The sequence below is a fragment of the Microcystis sp. M083S1 genome, assembly GCF_020246405.1.
GTDB lineage: Bacteria > Cyanobacteriota > Cyanobacteriia > Cyanobacteriales > Microcystaceae > Microcystis > Microcystis aeruginosa_C.
This window is the reverse complement of record NZ_JADBTB010000067.1, coordinates 34,748-54,286: the sequence shown is the minus strand read 5'-3', so window position 1 is coordinate 54,286 and position 19,539 is coordinate 34,748. Positions and strand designations below refer to the sequence as shown.

General features: G+C 43.8%; 17 protein-coding genes. 7 read left to right on the top strand and 10 right to left on the bottom strand.

Going from position 1 to position 19,539, the window contains the following annotated elements; translation table 11 throughout:
• Window positions 1-50: 50 nt before the first annotated feature.
• The 3 genes from pstA to pstS all read right to left on the bottom strand — a co-directional run bounded on the left by pstA (window position 51) and on the right by pstS (window position 3,211).
• Window positions 51-944: a phosphate ABC transporter permease PstA gene (pstA, locus tag IM450_RS06415; protein WP_194017550.1), complete on the bottom strand. Its 894-nt coding sequence runs from the start codon at window positions 942-944 to the stop codon at window positions 51-53.
• A 91-nt stretch (window positions 945-1,035) separates the two neighbouring features.
• Window positions 1,036-1,995: a phosphate ABC transporter permease subunit PstC gene (gene pstC, locus IM450_RS06410; RefSeq protein ID WP_002749316.1), complete on the bottom strand. Its 960-nt coding sequence runs from the start codon at window positions 1,993-1,995 to the stop codon at window positions 1,036-1,038.
• 94 nt (window positions 1,996-2,089) lie between these two features.
• Window positions 2,090-3,211 carry a phosphate ABC transporter substrate-binding protein PstS gene (pstS, locus tag IM450_RS06405; protein WP_287665480.1) on the bottom strand — a complete coding sequence of 374 codons (1,122 nt, stop codon included), beginning with the start codon at window positions 3,209-3,211 and terminating at the stop codon, window positions 2,090-2,092.
• Window positions 3,212-3,729: 518 nt separating this feature from the next.
• Here pstS and IM450_RS06400 point away from each other — a divergent pair.
• Window positions 3,730-4,764 carry a PstS family phosphate ABC transporter substrate-binding protein gene (locus tag IM450_RS06400; RefSeq protein WP_287665478.1) on the top strand — a complete coding sequence of 345 codons (1,035 nt, stop codon included), beginning with the start codon at window positions 3,730-3,732 and terminating at the stop codon, window positions 4,762-4,764.
• A 253-nt stretch (window positions 4,765-5,017) separates the two neighbouring features.
• Here IM450_RS06400 and IM450_RS06395 read toward each other — a convergent pair whose 3' ends face one another.
• The 3 genes from IM450_RS06395 to IM450_RS06385 all read right to left on the bottom strand — a co-directional run bounded on the left by IM450_RS06395 (window position 5,018) and on the right by IM450_RS06385 (window position 8,629).
• Window positions 5,018-6,559 (bottom strand): ferredoxin--nitrite reductase, encoded by a 1,542-nt coding sequence (locus IM450_RS06395; protein ID WP_287665476.1) that lies wholly within the window; start codon window positions 6,557-6,559, stop codon window positions 5,018-5,020.
• A 278-nt stretch (window positions 6,560-6,837) separates the two neighbouring features.
• Complete coding sequence (gene trpD, locus IM450_RS06390) at window positions 6,838-7,872, bottom strand: anthranilate phosphoribosyltransferase (RefSeq protein ID WP_287665473.1); 1,035 nt, start codon at window positions 7,870-7,872, stop codon at window positions 6,838-6,840.
• Between the two features lie 229 nt (window positions 7,873-8,101).
• Window positions 8,102-8,629, bottom strand: a complete 528-nt coding sequence (locus IM450_RS06385) for a GIY-YIG nuclease family protein (RefSeq protein WP_287665471.1) — start codon at window positions 8,627-8,629, stop codon at window positions 8,102-8,104.
• 511 nt (window positions 8,630-9,140) lie between these two features.
• On the opposite strand from IM450_RS06385, the gene IM450_RS06380 reads away from it, so the two are divergent.
• The 4 genes from IM450_RS06380 to IM450_RS06365 all read left to right on the top strand — a co-directional run bounded on the left by IM450_RS06380 (window position 9,141) and on the right by IM450_RS06365 (window position 12,573).
• Window positions 9,141-9,731 carry a DUF4433 domain-containing protein gene (locus IM450_RS06380; protein WP_287665469.1) on the top strand — a complete coding sequence of 197 codons (591 nt, stop codon included), beginning with the start codon at window positions 9,141-9,143 and terminating at the stop codon, window positions 9,729-9,731.
• A 2-nt stretch (window positions 9,732-9,733) separates the two neighbouring features.
• Window positions 9,734-10,888, top strand: coding sequence for a macro domain-containing protein (locus tag IM450_RS06375; protein ID WP_287665465.1), 1,155 nt, complete (start codon window positions 9,734-9,736; stop codon window positions 10,886-10,888).
• A gap of 285 nt (window positions 10,889-11,173) precedes the next feature.
• Window positions 11,174-11,761 (top strand): L-threonylcarbamoyladenylate synthase, encoded by a 588-nt coding sequence (locus IM450_RS06370; RefSeq protein WP_287665462.1) that lies wholly within the window; start codon window positions 11,174-11,176, stop codon window positions 11,759-11,761.
• Entirely contained in the window at window positions 11,716-12,573 is an 858-nt protein-coding gene (locus IM450_RS06365; RefSeq protein ID WP_287665460.1) for a sensor histidine kinase, read from the top strand. Before IM450_RS06370 ends, IM450_RS06365 begins: the two co-directional genes overlap by 46 nt.
• Here the strand turns inward: IM450_RS06365 and IM450_RS06360 are convergent.
• Window positions 12,509-12,979 carry a GNAT family N-acetyltransferase gene (locus IM450_RS06360; RefSeq protein WP_287665458.1) on the bottom strand — a complete coding sequence of 157 codons (471 nt, stop codon included), beginning with the start codon at window positions 12,977-12,979 and terminating at the stop codon, window positions 12,509-12,511. The genes IM450_RS06365 and IM450_RS06360 overlap by 65 nt on opposite strands.
• Window positions 12,980-13,326: 347 nt before the next feature.
• Here IM450_RS06360 and IM450_RS06355 point away from each other — a divergent pair, with 347 nt between their 5' ends.
• Complete coding sequence (locus IM450_RS06355; RefSeq protein WP_287665455.1) at window positions 13,327-14,322, top strand: carbohydrate kinase family protein; 996 nt, start codon at window positions 13,327-13,329, stop codon at window positions 14,320-14,322.
• Window positions 14,323-14,332: 10 nt separating this feature from the next.
• Here the strand turns inward: IM450_RS06355 and IM450_RS06350 are convergent, their stop codons facing one another.
• The 3 genes from IM450_RS06350 to IM450_RS06340 all read right to left on the bottom strand — a co-directional run bounded on the left by IM450_RS06350 (window position 14,333) and on the right by IM450_RS06340 (window position 16,419).
• Entirely contained in the window at window positions 14,333-15,403 is a 1,071-nt protein-coding gene (locus IM450_RS06350; RefSeq protein WP_287665452.1) for a YheT family hydrolase, read from the bottom strand.
• Between the two features lie 65 nt (window positions 15,404-15,468).
• Window positions 15,469-15,837: a DUF1818 family protein gene (locus tag IM450_RS06345; RefSeq protein ID WP_287665449.1), complete on the bottom strand. Its 369-nt coding sequence runs from the start codon at window positions 15,835-15,837 to the stop codon at window positions 15,469-15,471.
• A 6-nt stretch (window positions 15,838-15,843) separates the two neighbouring features.
• Entirely contained in the window at window positions 15,844-16,419 is a 576-nt protein-coding gene (locus tag IM450_RS06340; protein WP_287665446.1) for a hypothetical protein, read from the bottom strand.
• A 437-nt stretch (window positions 16,420-16,856) separates the two neighbouring features.
• Between IM450_RS06340 and leuS the strand changes: the two genes are divergently transcribed.
• Window positions 16,857-19,409 (top strand): leucine--tRNA ligase, encoded by a 2,553-nt coding sequence (gene leuS, locus IM450_RS06335; protein WP_287665443.1) that lies wholly within the window; start codon window positions 16,857-16,859, stop codon window positions 19,407-19,409.
• Window positions 19,410-19,539 lie beyond the last annotated feature (130 nt).

Below are 19,539 nucleotides of genomic sequence, written 5' to 3'. Positions count from 1 at the left end.
AAAGATAGGTAGATTTTTAGTTAAATATCCCTTTTTACTTTTTCCTTGACTTAATAGGTTTTCTGGCGCGTGGCTAAACGGGATAAAATGTTAGTTACCAACACCAAAAGCACCAGAATTAAAGCACCTGCCCAAGCTAATTGCTGTTGGGGGGCAAAAGGGGCAGTAGCAAAGTTGAAAACTAGGACCGAAAGGGTGGCAATCGGTTCAAAGACACCCCGGGGCCAAAAGTTAGAGAATAATGCCGTAAAAATTAAAGAGGCGGTTTCTCCAGCCGCCCTAGCAATTGCTAAAGTAACACCGGTCAAAATAGCGGGAACTGCCGCAGGAAGGACGATTTTTAGGACGGTTTGGTAGTTATAAGCCCCTAAACCCATGGCCGCCCAGCGGATGTCTTGGGGAACGATTTTTAAAGCCTCATCGGTGGTTCTAATAATAGTGGGTAACATTAACACCGCTAAACCGATCGAACCGGCAAGGGCAGAAAAGCCTAAAAGGGCTGTTCCTTCGCCAAATAATGGCGCAACTAGCAAACCGTAGGCGAAAACCCCGACAATAATCGAAGGGACACCCGCTAAAACGTTGGTAGCAAAGCGCACACCCTGGGCAAGTTTGTTATCACCGCTAAATTCCGAGAGATAAACCGCCGCTAAAACGCCGATGGGAACTGCGATCGCCGTAGCCAGGGCAACAACGATAATTGTCCCTAAAATGGCGTTAGCGATGCCTCCCCCTCCTAACCCCGGCGGTGGCGGTAATTTGGTAAAGAGATTGGCGTTTAAACTGCCCACCCCTTGCACAAAAACGAAGCCTAGGACGGCAAAAAGAGGAATAATCGTCACTGCTAAACATAAACCCGAAATTACGGTCATAATTGTCCCCAATAGCGATCGAGGACTACCCGGTTTCTTTTTGAGATTATTGCCTAAATTCGCACTATCCATATCAGTTATCAGTGGGAATTATGAATTATGAATTATGAATTATGAAGTGGGGGAGTGGGGAGAAAAAAGATGCCTTCTGCCTTCTGACGGCTTAATACTTAGCTTTGACGCGATTAACGATTAATTCGGCGAAGATATTGACTACTAGGGTCAAAACCAAGAGAACAAAACCAGCATACATTAAAGCTGATACTTGCATTCCCGATGCTTCGGCGAATTGATTAGCCAATAAGGAAGCGATCGTGTTAGCGGGGGCGAGAATAGAGGCACTAATGCGGTTAGAATTGCCGATAATCATCGTTACTGCCATGGTTTCCCCTAAAGCACGCCCTAAAGCTAACATAATCCCCCCGACAATCCCGGAAAAAGCGGCGGGAATTAATACCCGAAAAATCGTTTCCCAACGGGTGGCCCCCAAGCCTAGGGAAGCTTGCCTTAGATCCGGCGGTAAAGCGGCCAAAGAGTCGCGAGAGATAGCGATAATAATCGGCAGGATCATAATTGCTAAAATAACCCCCGCCGGTAACATCCCTGGACCCCCTAAAGGAGTACTAAACAGAGGAATCCAACTAAAATTAGCATTTAACCAGTTACCAAGGGGTCTGAGGATAGGAATCAATACAAAGATACCCCATAATCCGTAAACAACACTGGGAATAGCGGCCAAAAGTTGTACGAGAAAAACCAAAATTGTCCGCGCATTTAAGGGAATAAAATCTTCGCTTAAAAAAATGGCTGAACCGATACCGAGGGGAACAGCAATCAGGAGGGCAATCAGAGAACTAACGAGAGTTCCGTAGATAACGGGCAGAACTCCGAATTCTTCCCGACCGCGCACGGGATTCCAAGCACTACTGGTCAAAAATCCCAGACCAAAGGTTTGAATCGCCGGTAAGGCCCGAATAAAAATAACTAGGGCAATTAGGAGCAAAATCAGCCCAATAGCGATGGCAAAGGCAGTGGTTAATCCGACAAAGCCTTTATCGAGGATTTTTTCCGATTCTGGACGTTCTTTAAAATTTGAGTCGGGTGGAACTGTGGGCGCACTCATGATTAGGGTTTAAATCCAGCTAGTTTGCGGTAGCTAAGGGAGAAATTGGCCTTTCTCCACTATTATTGTAACTTTGAATACATTTTTTCGGCTACTAATCCACATTGATTGTGTAATCGGGATAGATGACATCGGCAGCGGCGGCTACTCGTTCCCGGACGTTTTTCGGTAGGGGAATATAACCAAGGGCGGCGGACTGTTCCTGTCCCTGATTGAGTCCAAATTCGATCATCGCCTCCATAGCTAAAGCTTTTTGGGGATCGTTGTATTTTTTATAAACCAACATCCAAGTGTAGGTGACAATGGGATAGGAATTTTCCCCCGGGGGATCAACGATAAAAGCCCGCAGATTTTCGGGTAATTCCACCGTGGCTAAGGTTGCAGCGGCGTTGGTTTCATCGGGATTGACAAATTTACCCGCCTGATTTTGCAGGGCGGCCATCGGCAGGTTATTATTTTTAGCGAAACCGTACTCGATATAGCCGATCGAGCCTTGATTTTGTTGAATTAGGGCAGTTACGCCTTCATTTCCTCTACCGCCGAGAAATTTACCTTTTTTGGTCGGCCATTGTACGGCTTTTCCTTCCCCGATGCTTTTTTTCCATTCGGGACTAACGGCGCTTAAAAACTTAGTAAAAACCCCCGTTGTTCCGCTACCGTCTGCCCGGTGAACTACGGTAATTTCTTCATCGGGTAGTTTTAAATCGGGGTTATCGGCGGCGATTTTGGCATCGTTCCAACGGGTAATCGTGCCTAAAAAGATGCCTATATATGCTTCCCTACTTAGTTTCAGCCCTTCTACTCCGGGCAAATTATAAGCCATAACGATGCTTCCCGCCGTCATCGGTAGCAGTAAAACCCCGCGGCTAACTCTGGCCATATCCTCGTCACTCATGGCCACATCGGAAGCGCCAAAATCGATCGTACCTTGAATAAATTGTTCGACTCCCGCCCCGCTACCGGTAGATTGATAGTTAATTAGCAGTTTAGAAAATATTTGATTAATGGTGACAAACCAGTTTTGATATAGGGGTGCAGGAAAAGAAGCGCCCGCACCATTGAGGGCGACCTCTCCTTGTAGAGGAACCTGGGCGATTCTATTGCTTCCCTCTCCGCTAGTTCCTGCCGTATCGCCGCCCCCACAAGCGGTTAAAGTCGCTGTTAAAGTGGCTATGGATAAGGCTGTTAGTAAATGGGTTCTGTTTTTGTTGAGCATAGGATTAATTTTGATCCGTAAACTGCCTTAAATCTTACGCTAAAGTTTACCACGGATTGGTAAAGAATAGGTTAAGAAGTGAATAAAAAAACATAATCTATTGTCAAGAAAAGTTTTCTCGATAACTAGACAAAAATCTCAACTTCTTTTACTATTTATTTTGACTAAACATTAGTTTTAAGTAGGGAGGCACAATTATTTGTAGGATGGGTTAGCGGTAGCGTAACCCATGCGGGCGTTGGGTTTCATGCTTCAACCCAACCTACGTTCTTCTTTTACTATTTATTTTGACTAAACATTAGTTTTAAGTCGCGGGTAAATCCGCTGACTTTTCCAGTTTAGATTAGTTTTTTCTCTTTCCCTATCATTGTAGTGACGTAAAAACAACAAAGAAAAGATTAAGGTTTTTAGTCATCATCCCTCAGCTTTTTTCTCCCCACTACCCCACTACCCCACTACCCCACTGATAACTGAAAAGTCTCCCCAATACCCGTTTTTACTTTCTCCTTTTTACACCTATGCTAGAAATCTTTACTCAGCTATCTCGTCCCACCAAAGTAGTGGCAATTGTCCTGGGTACTGCCCTAATTTTACCCGCCTGTGTCAATATTTCCACTCAAGACCTAAAACCGATTAAAATCGATGGTTCGAGTACCGTAGCACCAATTACCGATAAAGTTCTCGAAGATTTTAAAGCTAATACCCCTAACAAAGCTTTAGCTGATGTTAAAATTGACGCTAATATTTCAGGAACTGGCGGCGGTTTTAGAAAATTTTGTGCGGGAGAAACCGATATTAATAATGCTTCTCGGCCGATTTCTGTGGAAGAATTAAAAGAATGTGATGCTAATAAGGTAAGATTTATTGAACTACCGATCGCTTTTGATGCTTTAACCGTGGTAGTCAATCCCCAAAATGACTGGGTTGATGATATTTCCACCACAGAATTAAGAACTATTTGGGAACCAGCAGCCGAGAATAAAATCAAACGTTGGAATCAAATTAATCCCGCTTGGCCCGACCGAACGATTACCCTTCATGGGCCAGGTAAAGATTCTGGAACCTACGATTTTTTTAGTGAGGTAATTAACGGCAAAGATGCCAGTCGTGGGGACGTTAATTTTAGTGAAGATGACCAAGCTTTAGTTAATGCCGTCAGTCAAGATGCCAACGCTTTGGGATATTTTGGCCACGCTTATTATGAACAAAATCGGGATAAATTAAAAGCTTTAAAAGTTAACGGTATTGAACCAACTCGCGGCAATGTCGAGGATAGTAAATATCAGCCTTTATCTCGTCCTTTGTTTATTTATGTTAATGCCCAAAAAGCCCAAGAGAATCCCGCTTTAGAGAAATTTGTCGAATATTATCTCGATCGAGTTCCCAATTTATTAGATACTATTGGTTATATTCCCTTGCCCGATGAGGCCTATCATTTGGCACGGGTACAGTTGCAAAAATTTGAGGTAGGAACGGTTTTTGAGGGCAGACCCCAACCCAATTTAACCATCGGGGAATTACTTCGTAAACAAGCTCAATTTAAAGCTAAGTAACGATTCCCATCTCATACTAAATCCCTTGAGTATAGGCTACATATCAGGAGAGGCACTTCTGCAAGGGGAGTGACTCTTAAATTATTACAGATGTGTCAGCGGCTGCGTGTAAGCATCCCACCGAAAAACTAATGCGCTCCGGGGTTTGGGGGCGGCGCCACGCCCCCAACGGGGGGTTTGGGTAGGGTTGATTCATGAATCAACCCTACTATGAATCAACCCTACCCATTCAGCGTATCGAGAAACTTGCTAATTAACCTTTCGGTGTCGCCCCAAATTGTTCGATGAGGATAGAAGTTAACAGCGATTTTAGATCTTCACAGGGAATCCCTTTTTGTACACAGCTGCCCAGGTGGGCATCTTTACCCACTTTACCCCCCATGTAGAGGTCAACTCCCTCCACGGTTTTGCCGTCTTTGCGAGCTTTTGTCCCCATCAAACCGATATCGGCCACTTGGGGTTGTCCGCAGGAGTTAGGGCAACCGGTCCAGTGCATACGCACACCCCGGGGAATATTTAATTCGGCATCTAACTGACGAATCAAGTCCACAGCCTTATTTTTGGTTTCAATCAGGGCAAAATTGCAGAATTGCGCCCCCGTGCAAGAAACGAGCGCTCGTTGTAAAGGAGTGGGATTGGGGGTAAACTTAGCCAGTAAAGGCTCGGTTAAAAGAGTTGGCATATTTTCAGCCGCTATATTGGGAATAATCACGTTTTGTTCCACGGTTAAACGCAATTCTCCGCTGCCATACACTTCGGCAATCCGGGCTAAATCTAACATATCATCGGCAAATAGACGGCCAACGGGAACACAAAGACCGATATAGCTCAATCCCTCCTGTTTTTGGGGAAAAACTCCTAAATGATCTCGTTTTTCCCAGTCAATAGCGTCTTTTTCCGCTGCCGTTGCCAAGGGATAACCTAGGTGATTAGCCACCCGCGTGCGGAATTCCTCAATTCCCCACTCATCAATTAACCACATTAAACGGGATTTTTGACGATTGGCGCGTAATCCGTTATCGCGGTAAACTTCTAAAATCCCTCGGCATAAATCCACCACTTCCTGATTCGGTCTCACCCAAACATTCATAGGAATTGCCGCTTCACAGCGTTTAGCCGAGAAAAAGCCACCTACCACAACATTAAAGCCTAATTCTCCCTCTTTATAGGCAGGAACAAAGGCAATATCGTTAATTTCCGCATGAACCGAGTTATCCCGGCCCCCCTCGATGGCAATATTAAATTTGCGGGGCAGATTGCTAAATTGATAATTACCTTGACCGTAGTTGGTAATCATATCTTGGACTTTTTGGACTAATTCCCTGGTGTCAATTAATTCATCCGCATCTAGTCCCGCCATGGGTGAACCGGTAATATTTCTGACATTATCCATGCCCGATTGTACCGAAGTCATACCCACGGATTTTAGTCGTTGGAAAATATCAGGAATATCTTCGATACGAATACCGCGTAATTGTAAGTTCTGACGAGTAGTAATATCGGCATTGCCATCATCGCCGTAACGCTGCACGATTTCCCCTAAAACGCGCATTTGCTCACTGCTAATAATGCCGTTAGGAACCCGTAAACGCATCATGAATTTACCCGGGGTGACGGGACGATAAAAAACCCCCACCCATTTTAAGCGATGTTCTAAATCGGTTTTATCCATCGCTTCCCAACCGATTTGGGCAAAATGATCCAGTTCATCTTTAATGGCTAATCCGTCTTTTTCGGCTTTAAATTTCTCGAATTTATTGAGAGTCGTTCCATCTTTTTCAGGTGCTTGTACCACGAATCTATCTCCTTCTGGTTTGTGAGTGTAATTGTTCTAGTTGGTGGGGGTTAGAAATGAAGAAATCGCGATTTAACAATAAGTATTCTGTAAAATACTGTCGTCATTAGCAAAAATTTAGTAATTTACCTAGTCTCTATTTGTTATTTAATTCGTTTTAACTTGGGTGATTTTGTATTGTTTGTAACAGAAATTCGCTCACCATCGTGTTTAAGCATTTATATCATGCAGTAAGTGCATTGAGATGGGGTGTGGGGGGAAGGGAGCAGGGAATTTTCCTAAGCGAGAAACTTAACCAACTCCTCTAATTTTTGCCAAGCTAACCCACTGGCTAAAATGTCGCGAGCGAGGGCGAAACCGGCAGCATGGTCGCCAAAAGTGACCTTTTCTGCCACCTGTAGGGCAAGAGAGGCATTAATCGCCACAGCATCCCGTTGAGGCGGCGTTCCCCCCCCTTGCAGGACATTTTTGAGGATTTCGGCATTTTCTGGCACTTCCCCGCCTTTAAGGGCATTTAAACTGGCTCTGGGGATAGCAATTGACAAGGGATCGATCGCCGCAGAAATCACCTCGCCATTATTTAATAAAGCCATATCGGTCAGATCTCCTAACCCCACCTCGTCGAGTTTTTCCCGGCCGTGAACAATAATCGCCTTTGGGATTCCCATTTGTGCTAAAGCTGTGGCCATGGGGGTGAGAAATTGCTGGTCATAAACCCCGATAACTTGACCTGTGGGACGGAGAGGATTAACTAGAGGACCCAGAAGATTAAAAACCGTGCGAACTTTCAGGGTTTTGCGGAGATTAGCCACACTTTTCAGGGCTGGATGCCAACCGGGGGCAAAAAGAAAGGTCACTCCCACCCCATCTAAAGCCGCCGCCACCTTCTCGCTAGGGGCGCTCAAATTAACCCCAAGATATTCTAAAACATCGGCCGAACCGACTTTACTGGAGGCGGAGCGATTGCCGTGTTTAGCCACTTTTACGCCCCCGGCGGCCGCCACAAAGGCCACGGCAGTGGAAATATTAAAGGTTGAAGCCCCGTCACCGCCGGTGCCACAGGTATCGATAACGGGAGTGGTATGGGGTTTAGGGTCTTCTAAGCGAGATTGTTGCCGTAAAACTCCGGCCATTCCCGCTAATTCGGCGGCCGAGACTCCTTTTGCTTGCAAAGCCGCTAAAATCGCCCCCGATAAAACTTCCGGAATCTGGCCGTTTAACCATCCGGTCATTAATTCTTCAGCTTGGTTAAGGGAAAGGGATTTTTGATCGAGTAGTTGCTGCAGTAGGTTTGGCCAGTCTTGAGTGGTCATCGCTGTTCCATTGCTGTGGGGATGGGGCGATATACTATCATAGCGGTTTGTCTGGAGAATCGATCGCTCCTAGTAAGTAGCTGGTTATAATTAAATTAAAAATGAATTTTAGGTTCGATCCCCCCTGCCCCCCTTAATCCCCCCTTAATAAGGGGGGTGCCGATCCCCCCTTAATCCCCCCTTGATAAGGGGGGCATCTGATAACTTTTAACGCCTACCTACTTAATTTTTACTTTAAATCGAGCAAACCCTGTTCTTTTAACTTAGGATTAAAACGAATTTCCATCTGTACTCCCCGTTTTTCTAGAGTTGATAAAACATCGTTTTCTACTCGTCTGGATACCTGTTTTAATAACTTGATTTGCCCTACTTCGTCAGCACTTTGATAAATTTCTTTTTCTGTCTCAGTCATGGCTAATTTAGCATCAATTGGTTCTGTCCAGAGTTTTTCATTGTCGATTACTGCCTGACTTTCTCTTAGCCAAGCTTGTTTAATCGATTCGAGAATAGTCCGATTGGGACGCTCAATCAACTGGATTTTTAGCCAATAACAAGCTTGGGGCCGTCGGGCAAGATGTTGTTTTAAACTGAGATAAATATCACGAGAATAGCCGACAAAATCTAGGACTTGCTCTCGATTAAAAATGGCATAAACCCCGATTTTTCCCTGGAAATCAGCAGAGATATTACCCGTGGTATCTAGGTAGGGAATATATTCTAATTGTTGGAGATTAGCAAAAGTATCAGGCTCATTCATAATTAATCGTCGCTCATTGGTTGGAGATAGCTAAATTATACCTAAGTAAGTAGTTATAATTAAATTGAAGATAGATTTTGCCTCTGATCCCCCCTTAGTCCCCCCTTGATAAGGGTAGGGTCGTTTCATTCTCTCTTATGTCATTCTCTAAAATCCTTATCTGGCAACGTTTTTAGTCGATTTCTCGGAAATACATAGCTGAAAATTTGTCAAAACGTCGTGCTTTGTAGGTTGATTCATGAATCAACCTACTATGAGAGCAAAAACCTGTACTTCCCTGCTCCCTAGCTTACCTCATAAGCGATTAAGGGTAGCAAAAAAAGAATTAGATTCGGAGAATGAATCAGTCCTACCTTGATAAGGGGGGTATCTGACAACTTTTAACACCTACCTACCTAAGTTTGAATTTTATATTGCGGGCTGTGGCTAACCTAGTATGGTAAACTAACAGTTGCCCTGCCGTTAGTCGCAGGGAACAATAAGCAAGTGAGCATAGCTGAGGTTCCTCCGTATGGATATCTTTCAGGAGTACGGTATTGAGTACCTGTACCACATGACTTATATAAATAACCTTACCTCTATCATTACGAATGGATTGTTGTCACATAATGAAGCCTATAGGAGAGGATTAATAGAAGTAGATATTTCTGATCCAGATGTTCAAGATAGAAGAGCTAATCGAAAAATTGACGAAATACCACTACATGAATATGTCCCGCTGTATTTTTCACCCAGAAATCCAATGCTGTATAGTAGGAAACAGCATCAAGATGACATTGTTATTTTGGGAATTGAGCCACAACTTTTATTAGAAACAAATGTTATCTTTTCTGATGGAAATGCAGCGGCAGGGGAGACTCGGTTCTATCGGGGTGCGCAAATGCTTAACCAGTTGCCGTGGAATGTAATCTGGGCGCAATACTGGAATGATTTCGAAGATGGCAAGCGCATGAAGTGTGCAGAGATACTTGTTTACCCGACGGTAGCGCCCAATAGGATCAAAGCAGTATTTTGCCGTTCCCAGAAGCACAGCAACGTTATCCTTGCAGCTATACAGAGAACTGATATTATAGGAATGGTAGGTCCAGGTTTATATTTCTAGTCATGCTACATTACACAGATACCACAGTTTTCAATGTCAACACGCAAACGATTGTTAACACAGTTAACTGCGTTGGTGTAATGGGTGCTGGCTTGGCTCTAGAGTTTCAGCTAAGATTTCCAGAAATGGAAAAAGACTATGTAGAGCGATGCAGGAAAAAAGAGGTTAAAACTGGAAAGCCTTATCTTTACAGAAATTATGGGAATGTTTGGATTCTTAACTTCCCGACAAAGGATCACTGGAAGTATCCCTCTAAAATTGAATGGATAGATGAGGGACTTAAGTATTTTTCCATTAACTATCAGAAAGGCGGCATTACTTCGATCGCTTTTCCTAAGTTGGGATGTAGTCATGGTGGACTTGATTGGGGTGATGTATCCCCTTTGATGGAAAAATATCTGGGAAACCTCGATATTGATGTATTTATTTGTTTAGATCAAGAAAAGGAAGCAACGGGTGTAGAGGGTTCAATGGTTAGTTTGGTCAATAATATTGAGAGCTTTGGATGGGATAAAGAACTTAATCTCAGAGCTGATATCAGAAAAAAAATAATTCATGCCTTACCAATTAGAAGATTTCGAGAGTTAGGAAAAATTGAAGGTGTTGGTAAGCAGACATATAATGATATGTTTAGCTTCTTATATCAATCCGTAAAGAAATTTGAGTTTGAGAAAGATAAGCCTAAATCTGCTAATACATTGCAACTTCAGATTCTGGACACAATTACTGAAGAAGAGAACTGGCAAGAATCTACCAATCAGTTAAGTTCTCAATTAGAAGCAGTAGGTTTTTATGAAGAACGCACTGAGATAAACACTACTCTTACTACAGAGGAGAATCTAGGGGCTTCTGCAAGTCAGTCAAGTTCTCCGTTACAAGCGGCATCTACTACTGAAGAACAGAGAATTATGGGTGCTTCTTGCAATGAAAATTATGATGCTTTCCTGATAATTCTGCCCTATATAGAACAAGCACTTAGTACAGAGCGCACAAAAGATGAAATTTCTGAAATGTTTAAGCTTCCTAAAAAGTTGGTAGGTGAGTGGTTGGAAGCGGCAGAAAAACTTGGTAAAGTTAAAAAGCTTACACGTCCTGTTAGGTATGTTGCCACATCGAATCAGTTGCAACGGCAATTAGAGTATGAGTTTGCGGTATAAGCTGTAAACAGGCTAATAACCGTGTTGCATAAGCTGTTAACTATCTATCTAAATTAATCGTTTACCGCAATATCAAATTGAGACAGATTCTGTTAAAACGACAGGTTGCGTCAACTGTGATGAATCGATCAAATTCCGATTCTGGAAGGGTAAGAAGTTGACCATTTTTGACAAGAGGCACTAGGAGCAAGTGTTAGTAAAATTAATCTTGATCAACTGCTTGCCCTTTAAAATTGTACCAAAAAGTTTTAGGCTAAATTAGTCCCCAAAAATGATCAATTCTCAATGCCTACTGCTTCTCTTAACGAAATTGTTCACGCGGCCCTCAGTGGTCAAGTGGTTTCTTTTCCCACGGATACAGTCCCCGCTTTAGCGGTTTCTCCCCCCTATGCTGCCTTAGTTTTTGCCGCTAAAAAACGGACTTTTGATAAACCTTTAATTCTCATGGCGGCCTCAGCAGCAGATTTATGGGATTATGTCAAGGGAAGTCAGGAAGAAAGGGAAATTTGGCGGCAAATGACCGAAAAACACTGGCCCGGCTCCCTAACTTTGGTTTTACCCGCTTCTGAAAAAGTACCAAAAGTTCTTAACCCGAAGGATCCTAGCACGATCGGGATCCGAGTTCCCGCTCATGCGATCGCAAGAGAAATTCTCGGTCGAACTGGTGTTTTAGCGACCACAAGTGCTAATCTGTCAGGACAAGAGCCTTTATTAACTCCAGAAGCGATTATGACTACTTTTCCCTCGGTGACGGTGTTAGCGCCCACAGAAAGGCAAGCATGGGGAATAATCAATAGTGGACAACCCTCCACCGTCGCGCGTTGGCAATGTCAAGGATGGGATATCTTACGACAAGGGGCAGTTTTTCTGTAAATATGGACGATATTGACGCTTTAAAACGGGAATTACAGCAAACTCGCCTCGCTTATCAGATGGCCGTGGCAATTAATCACCTCAAAAGCAGTTTTTTGGGACGGGTTGCCCACGAATTGCGATCGCCATTGAGCAGTATGATCAGTCTCCATCAAATGATTCTCGCCGATCTTTGTGAAAGTCCGGCCGAGGAAAGGGAATTTATCGCCCAGGGACAACTGGCGGGCTGTAAACTGATGGCAATGCTCGATGAGATGATTAATCTCTCCAAACTAGAGTCTGGTACTATACCTCTCGATCAAGAAATTTTTTCTTTAACTAAACTCTGGGAAGATTGGGCAAGTTTAACCTATTTACAGGCAGCTAACCGCAATATTAAGCTTAAATTTAGCCCTTTAACCGATGATATTGCTATTATTGCCGATTATCAGCGTTTATTTTCTGCTCTTGTCCTTCTCGTCGATGCAGCGATCGCTAACTTAACGAGTGGCTCTATTTGTATATCGGTAAGCGCCCTTGGCGAGAAAAAAGTCACTATTGTCCTAGAATTTCCCGGGGAAATCGCTCTCTGGCAAATGCCAGAAATTTCCCCTTTGAGTTTAGAATCAAACCCAGAAGAAGTAAAACAATTTACTCAAGCTCTTGGCTTTTCTCCCAGTCTTAAATTTCAGTTAGCGAAGGGGATTATCGAAGTCTCGGGGGGGGAAATGAGCTTAGATCAAATCGATAACAATAGTCAGGACAAGCTCACACGGATCGTTTTTTCTTTACCTCGATCGCCGGACAGGAAAAATCCTCGGGATAACGATTAAATAATACCATCGTCGTGGTGGCGTTGCTTTGGAAACCAATGCGCCGGTAAAATTTCTCTTGATTAGTAGTCATCAAATAGACTCTTTCCACCCGATTTATTCGGGGATGGGCCAAGACTGTTTCTACTAATTTACGCCCTAAACCCGCTCCCTGATAATCGGGATGAACGATCACATCCCAAATAGTTGCCCGATAAATGCCGTCAGAAATGGCGCGAGCAAAACCAATTAATTGCCGCTCATTCCACACCGTCACCACTGGATCACTATAGTCAATTGCGGTTTCTAAATCTTCTAAACGGCGATCAATTGCCCAAAATGCGGTTAAATTAAATAATTCTCGTAGTTGCAATAGATCTATCTTGCTTTTATCCTCGTCAAACTGAATCCGACTACAATCAACCATGATATTTCCTTAGTCTAAGACTAAAAAATAAAAGAGGATTCACGCTCGATCGGGCTGATTTATGAGCAATTTCCCCTAATCTATGTGTTTGATTATACTAAATGTCTAAGATAATCTCTAGTTGATTTATCGTGATTTCTTGACAAGTTATTAATCAGTGATCGGGAGTCGGTCGTCAGGAGATAGGAGTCAGGAGATAGGAGTCGGTCGTCAGGAGACAGGATTCAGTCCCGATGAAAAAATTTTCACTACCAGAGATGAAAGAGGTTTTCTTCCCTACACCCCACACCCCACACCCCACACCCCAATTCATAATTCATAATTCATAATTCATAATTCCCACACCAATGCTTAACAATCAAAGATCTTCGCCGGTGTCTGTCATTTGTTTAGGGGAAATCCTCTATGATCTAATTGCCGATCAAAGCGATCGCTCTATAGAGAAAGTAACTTCTTGGACAACCTACGCGGGGGGTGCGCCGGCAAACGTGGCCTGTGGATTGCGAAAATTGGGCATAAATTCGGCTTTTATCGGTTGTGTGGGCAAAGATAAACCCGGAGAACAGTTAATCGCCTTGCTAGACGCTCTCGGAGTCGATACCACTGGTGTACAGTATCATGCCACCCTACCCACCCGACAAGTTTATGTCACCCGCGATGCTGGGGGAGACAGACATTTTGCGGGTTTTGGCGGCAGAAAAACAACTGATTTTGCCGACACTGCCCTTAATGCTGACTTATTACCCGAAAATCTGTTGAAAAATGCCGATTATCTAGTGATGGGAACCCTAGGGTTAGCCTATCCCCCAGCAAGAGCGGCGATGATGCGGGCCATCGAATTAGCTAAAATTTACGCGGTGAAAGTATTGGTCGATATCAACTGGCGACCGGTTTTTTGGCCTAATCTTGAGGCCGCTCCTGATCAGATTCGAGATTTTATTGCCCAGGCCGATTTGCTCAAATGTAGCGAGGAAGAAGCAAGCTGGTTATTTGGCACTGATAGCCCGGGAGAAATATCATCACAATACCCCAATTTAGGGGCAATTCTGGTTACGCGCGGCGCAAAAGGTTGTAAATATCATTTAGGCGAAAATAGCGGCACTGTAGAGGCTTTTTCTGGGGAGGTAGTGGATACCACTGGGGCGGGGGATGGCTTTGTGGCTGGTTTTTTAGCTCGTGCCGGTCTTGTAGGCGATAAAATCGAGGAAAATGCCGATTTAGCGCGTAAGGCGGTGATTTATGCCTGTGCGGTGGGGGCAATGGTGACAAGGGGGGCAGGAGCGATCGCATCCCAACCGACTTGGCAGCAGCTGGAGGAGTTTCTAGCGGCCTTTGAATCCTAGAAATTAGCTCTTATTTGCCAGTTTTTTGGTCAAACCAGTCTAAAACCCGATTCCATGCCCACCAGCGATCGCTATCGCCCCACTGACGCTGACAGGATAAACTGCTGATATAACCCACATGACCGCCATGGTTGGTTAAGAGTAGATCGACGTGGGGATTATCGGCGATCGCTGCTTGCAGATCGGGAATAACTGCGGGGGAAAAGAGGGGATCATCGGCCGCGTAGAGGATAAAAGTGGGTTTAGTTAAATAGGGTTGAAAGGGCAAGGGACTACTAGCGGCATAATAGTCATAGACTGTCTCAAATCCTAGCTTTTTAATCACTAATTCTCGATCGAATCCGGCAATCGTGGTGGCGCGAGTAATTGCTTCGGGATCGATATGATCGGGATGAGCTTGATGGATGCGTTTGGCTAACTTGCGTAATTCCCTGGCGATCGCTTTTTCCAGATGTTTCCCCCAGGTATCCCGGACGAGATAGGATAAGGAACGATTAGAGTCTAAATTAGGACAAATTACCGCCCCACCACCGATATGGGCGGGATCGATCCCCAGATCTTCCTGATTCTCTGCCGATTTAATTCCCCAGAGGGCTAATTGTCCCCCCAGAGAGTAACCTGTGAACCAAAAAGGAGCGGGACAGCCCATTTTTTGAGCTTGGGCGGCAATATGAATGAAATCTAGCCCTTCATAGATGCCATCGGAGGTGAGAGTCGGGGATAATTCGGCTGTCTTACCGTGGGCCCGCCAATCGAAGAGGACGACTGCGTAGTTTCTCGCTACGGCTTTTCTGCCTAAAATCCTTAAAAACCATTGATTATCTAAGTCTCCCGTGATGCCGTAGGTCCCGATAATTGTTCCTTTCGCTTGCGGGGGAATGGAAACAATCCCGTAGATAGGGACGGCATTGGCCCCGGTGAAAATGGTTTCTTGATAGACTGGTTCGGGAATAGCGATCGTATTTTGCCAGGTTTCTCGCGCTTTTAGGGACACATAGAGAGTCATGGCAAAACCGTTTTTCAGCAATGGGGGCGGAGTGTAGGTGAGATTATCGGTCTTCGTCCTCGGATGGGCAATCATGGCAGCACAGGGGAATCTAAAAGTCAAGAGGGGGAAACAAAAATTAACTTATGTCCACCGCTTTCTTAAAAATTGTAAAGCAAATTGTCCCAAGCGGCGAGCAACTCTGGCAGGGCAGTGGCCGACCAATTGCCCTCACAACCGCGACCTTGATAGAGAATAAATCGCAGGGAATAATGATCGGGAAATCCTGCCGCTTCTAACCATAAAAGCTCGCTTTCCGCTTCACAAGCAATACTTTCTTCATCCATTAATTCTGTGGCCATGGCCGCCATAGTTGCGGTCAATTGTGATAGTAACCGACGCAAATCTTGCCACTCGGCCTCGGTCAACTCCATCGCCCAATCATCGCCACCAATTAATCCTTTATAAACGGCTGCTTGAGGATTCCAACCCAGGCGCCAACCCGAACCATATTTGAGAATTTTTTCCATAATTTTCTAGAATTTTAATAGGTCAGCATCTCCCGGTTTTGATAAAGATGGACGACGGGGAGAGGGACTAGGAGAAGGACTAGGATTGGGGGTTTCTTGGGGGAGAATAGCGGGGTTATAAATTTCGACTAAAAGAGTTACTAACTGCTGCCGTTGACGACGATTAAGACTGTTCATCGCTTTGATATCGGCTGCCATCGGGTTAACCGTAAGAGTGACCTGTCCGGGATAGTTTTCTTCGCTGATTTTCTCGTTCACTCCTAGATAATCCCCTAGGGTTAATTGCCAATCAAAACGGATGAGAGTAAACCTTTTTTTTGTATCTTGATGATAACGAAGAAAGCGACTGATTAAAGTATTATTCGGATCGATCTTTCCTGTGTCTCGACGGGTATAGTTGTTTTCTTTCGGTAAATCTGGCATTACTTGGTAAATTTGTTGGGCAACTGTTTCGGGTCGTTGAATTTGGCTCATCCCGGTGGATTGCCACGATAACCACCAGACAAATATCCCTATCACTAGGCAGAATACTAATAATACTATTCGCTTAATTTTCAGGTTTTGAGGAAATTTTAAGAGCATATTGATAAGAAGAAATTGAGCGGAACGTTTTTATGAATAGTGTCACACAAAAATTGCCATTCATCGCGGCTAGATTTTCCGAAGCTTACGGAACACTTGTACTAAATTGTCCAGCCAAGTTTTCCACGATACTGTAATTCTTGGGCTGCCCATTTCTCCATTTTTTTGCTGACCTCCACCTTGATTCCTTCTTTCAAAACTATACCTATCAATCGTTTCCCCTTTTTTTAAGTTTCTTCTCTTTTTGTTAAGAAATATCTGACTAATGGATAGAGAGGGGGGACCGGAGGCAAAATCTATCTTCATATTTAATTAGAACCACTTACTTAAAACCCAGAGGGTTTTTGCTAGGGTGGATAGCCCCAAAACTGGCAATCGCCCCCAGCCGGCTGCTGTAAAATAGGAAGGATAGATAAAACTCAGGAGAAAAAACCCCAGTGCAGTACAACCCCGCAGAAATCGAACAGAAATGGCAGAAGATTTGGCAGCAAATGGGATTGGACAAAACCCCAGAAAACACCGATAAACCGAAATTTTACGCCCTCTCCATGTTCCCCTATCCATCGGGCAACCTGCACATGGGTCACGTTCGCAACTATACTATTACCGATGTGATTGCCCGTCTGAAAAGAATGCAGGGTTATCGCGTGCTGCATCCCATGGGGTGGGATGCTTTCGGATTACCCGCAGAAAATGCCGCTATTGAAAGGGGAGTTCCTCCGGCAAAATGGACTGATCAAAATATTGCCCAGATGAAACGGCAATTACAACAGTTAGGATTATCTATCGATTGGGAAAGAGAAGTTGCCACCTGTTCCCCGGAATATTATCGTTGGACCCAATGGCTATTTTTACAGTTTTTTGAATCGGGATTAGCCTACCAAAAAGAAGCGGCAGTGAATTGGGATCCTATCGATCAAACTGTCTTAGCAAATGAACAGGTAGATAGTGAAGGAAAATCTTGGCGATCGGGTGCTAAAGTAGAAAGAAAATTACTCCGGCAATGGTTCCTAAAAATTACCGATTATGCCGAACAATTACTCACTGATTTAGATAAGCTTACCGGTTGGCCAGAACGGGTTAAAACCATGCAGGCCAACTGGATTGGTAAATCGGTAGGTGCTTATTTAGAATTTCCTCTTGTTAACTCCACAGAAAAAATTGCCGTTTTTACCACTCGTCCCGATACGGTTTATGGAGTCACTTATGTGGTACTTGCTCCTGAACACCCCTTAACTTTACAAGTTACCACTCCCGAACAAAAATCGGCCGTAGAAACTTTTATTCAAGAGATAGCCAGCGAAAGCGAATTAGAAAGAACCGCCGAAGATAAACCCAAACGCGGTATTAAAACCGGAGGAATGGCAATTAATCCTTTTACTGGTGAAGAAATTCCGATTTTAATTGCTGATTATGTCCTCTACGAATACGGGACGGGGGCAGTGATGGGAGTCCCGGCTCACGACAGTCGCGATTTTAAATTTGCTCGGGAAAATAACCTGCCAATTAAGATAGTTATTACTCCAGAAAGTGGCGAAATTGAGTTAAAAGAGGCCTATACAGAAGCAGGAATTATGATTAATTCCGCTCAATTTAATGGGCTGCATTCTACAGCAGGAAAAACCGCTATTATTGATTATGCCACTGCCCAAGATTACGGCAAAGCTAGAATACAATATCGTCTCCGGGATTGGTTAATTTCCCGTCAAAGATATTGGGGTTGTCCAATTCCAGTTATCCACTGTCCTAACTGTGGAACCGTGCCAGTACCTATCGATAATTTACCGGTTACTTTACCAGAAAATGTCGAATTTAGCGGTCGAGGTGCTTCTCCTTTAGCCAAATTAGAAGACTGGGTAAATGTGGATTGTCCTCGCTGTGGCACTCCCGCAAAACGGGAAACCGACACCATGGATACTTTCATCGATTCTAGTTGGTATTTTCTCCGTTATACCGATGCTAAAAATGAAGATATACCCTTTCAATTTGAGAAGGTTAATGATTGGATGCCCGTGGATCAATACGTCGGAGGAATCGAACACGCTATCCTACATTTACTCTATTCTCGTTTCTTTACCAAAGTTTTAAGAGACCGAGGTTTAGTTAATGTCGATGAACCTTTTAACCGTCTGTTAACCCAGGGAATGGTACAGGGATTAACCTACAAAAATCCCGAAACTGGCAAATATGTCCCCGCAGAAAATGTTATCTATAAAGAGGATAAATATTGCGATAAAGACACGGGAGAAGTTCTATCTTTCTTCTTTGAAAAAATGTCTAAGTCGAAATATAACGGCGTTGATCCTCTGAAAGTCCTCGAAAAATATGGGGCCGATACTGCCCGAATGTTTATACTTTTTACTGCACCCCCAGAAAAAGATTTACAGTGGGATGATGCGGGGGTAGAAGGACAATTTCGCTTTCTTAATCGGGTGTGGCGTTTAGTCAGCGAATATATTGAAAATAAACCCAAGCAAGTCAAAAAAATAGAGACTTTCTCGAAAACTGACAAAGATTTAAGACGGGCAATTCACACCGCTATTAAAGAAATCTCCGAGGATTTAGAAGGAGATTATCAATTTAATACCGCCATTTCCGAATTGATGAAACTCAGTAACGCTTTAGGGGATAATAAGTGTTTTGCATCCCCCATTTATCGGGAAGGAATCGAAACCCTATTAATCTTACTTTCCCTTTTTGCTCCCCATCTTAGCGAAGAATTATGGCAAGCTTTAGGCCATAGCCAATCAATTCACCTGCAACCCTGGCCAAAAGTTGATCTCACTGCCCTGATTGTGGACGAGATTACCCTTGTCATCCAAATTTTGGGAAAAACCAGAGGCACGATACAAGTTCCCGCTAGTGCCGATAAAAGCACCCTAGAAACCCTCGCCCTGGAATCAGAAATCGCCCAACGTTATTTAGAGGGCAAGGAAATCAAAAAAGTGATTGTTGTCCCGGGCAAATTAGTTAATTTTGTCGTGGTTTAAATGACAGCAATTATCACAATGGTAGGGAATTAAAGAACCTTTTCAGTTATCAGTAACCAGTTAGATTAACACTGTCTATTAAAAACTATCAATAGAGGGCAAAATAGAAACTATACAATTAGCATTGTCT

What these genes read in the sequence shown, in the direction of transcription:
- IM450_RS06355 (WP_287665455.1), top strand. Translation starts at nt 13,327, where the DNA reads ATGCTTAACAATCAAAGATCTTCGCCGGTGTCTGTCATTTGTTTAGGG.
- trpD (WP_287665473.1), bottom strand. Translation starts at nt 7,872, where the DNA reads ATGACCACTCAAGACTGGCCAAACCTACTGCAGCAACTACTCGATCAA.
- IM450_RS06375 (WP_287665465.1), top strand. Translation starts at nt 9,734, where the DNA reads ATGCTACATTACACAGATACCACAGTTTTCAATGTCAACACGCAAACG.
- pstS (WP_287665480.1), bottom strand. Translation starts at nt 3,211, where the DNA reads ATGCTCAACAAAAACAGAACCCATTTACTAACAGCCTTATCCATAGCC.
- IM450_RS06350 (WP_287665452.1), bottom strand. Translation starts at nt 15,403, where the DNA reads ATGATTGCCCATCCGAGGACGAAGACCGATAATCTCACCTACACTCCG.
- IM450_RS06385 (WP_287665471.1), bottom strand. Translation starts at nt 8,629, where the DNA reads ATGAATGAGCCTGATACTTTTGCTAATCTCCAACAATTAGAATATATT.
- IM450_RS06345 (WP_287665449.1), bottom strand. Translation starts at nt 15,837, where the DNA reads ATGGAAAAAATTCTCAAATATGGTTCGGGTTGGCGCCTGGGTTGGAAT.
- IM450_RS06370 (WP_287665462.1), top strand. Translation starts at nt 11,174, where the DNA reads ATGCCTACTGCTTCTCTTAACGAAATTGTTCACGCGGCCCTCAGTGGT.
- pstC (WP_002749316.1), bottom strand. Translation starts at nt 1,995, where the DNA reads ATGAGTGCGCCCACAGTTCCACCCGACTCAAATTTTAAAGAACGTCCA.
- IM450_RS06380 (WP_287665469.1), top strand. Translation starts at nt 9,141, where the DNA reads ATGGATATCTTTCAGGAGTACGGTATTGAGTACCTGTACCACATGACT.
- IM450_RS06340 (WP_287665446.1), bottom strand. Translation starts at nt 16,419, where the DNA reads ATGCTCTTAAAATTTCCTCAAAACCTGAAAATTAAGCGAATAGTATTA.
- IM450_RS06365 (WP_287665460.1), top strand. Translation starts at nt 11,716, where the DNA reads ATGTCAAGGATGGGATATCTTACGACAAGGGGCAGTTTTTCTGTAAAT.
- IM450_RS06360 (WP_287665458.1), bottom strand. Translation starts at nt 12,979, where the DNA reads ATGGTTGATTGTAGTCGGATTCAGTTTGACGAGGATAAAAGCAAGATA.
- pstA (WP_194017550.1), bottom strand. Translation starts at nt 944, where the DNA reads ATGGATAGTGCGAATTTAGGCAATAATCTCAAAAAGAAACCGGGTAGT.
- IM450_RS06400 (WP_287665478.1), top strand. Translation starts at nt 3,730, where the DNA reads ATGCTAGAAATCTTTACTCAGCTATCTCGTCCCACCAAAGTAGTGGCA.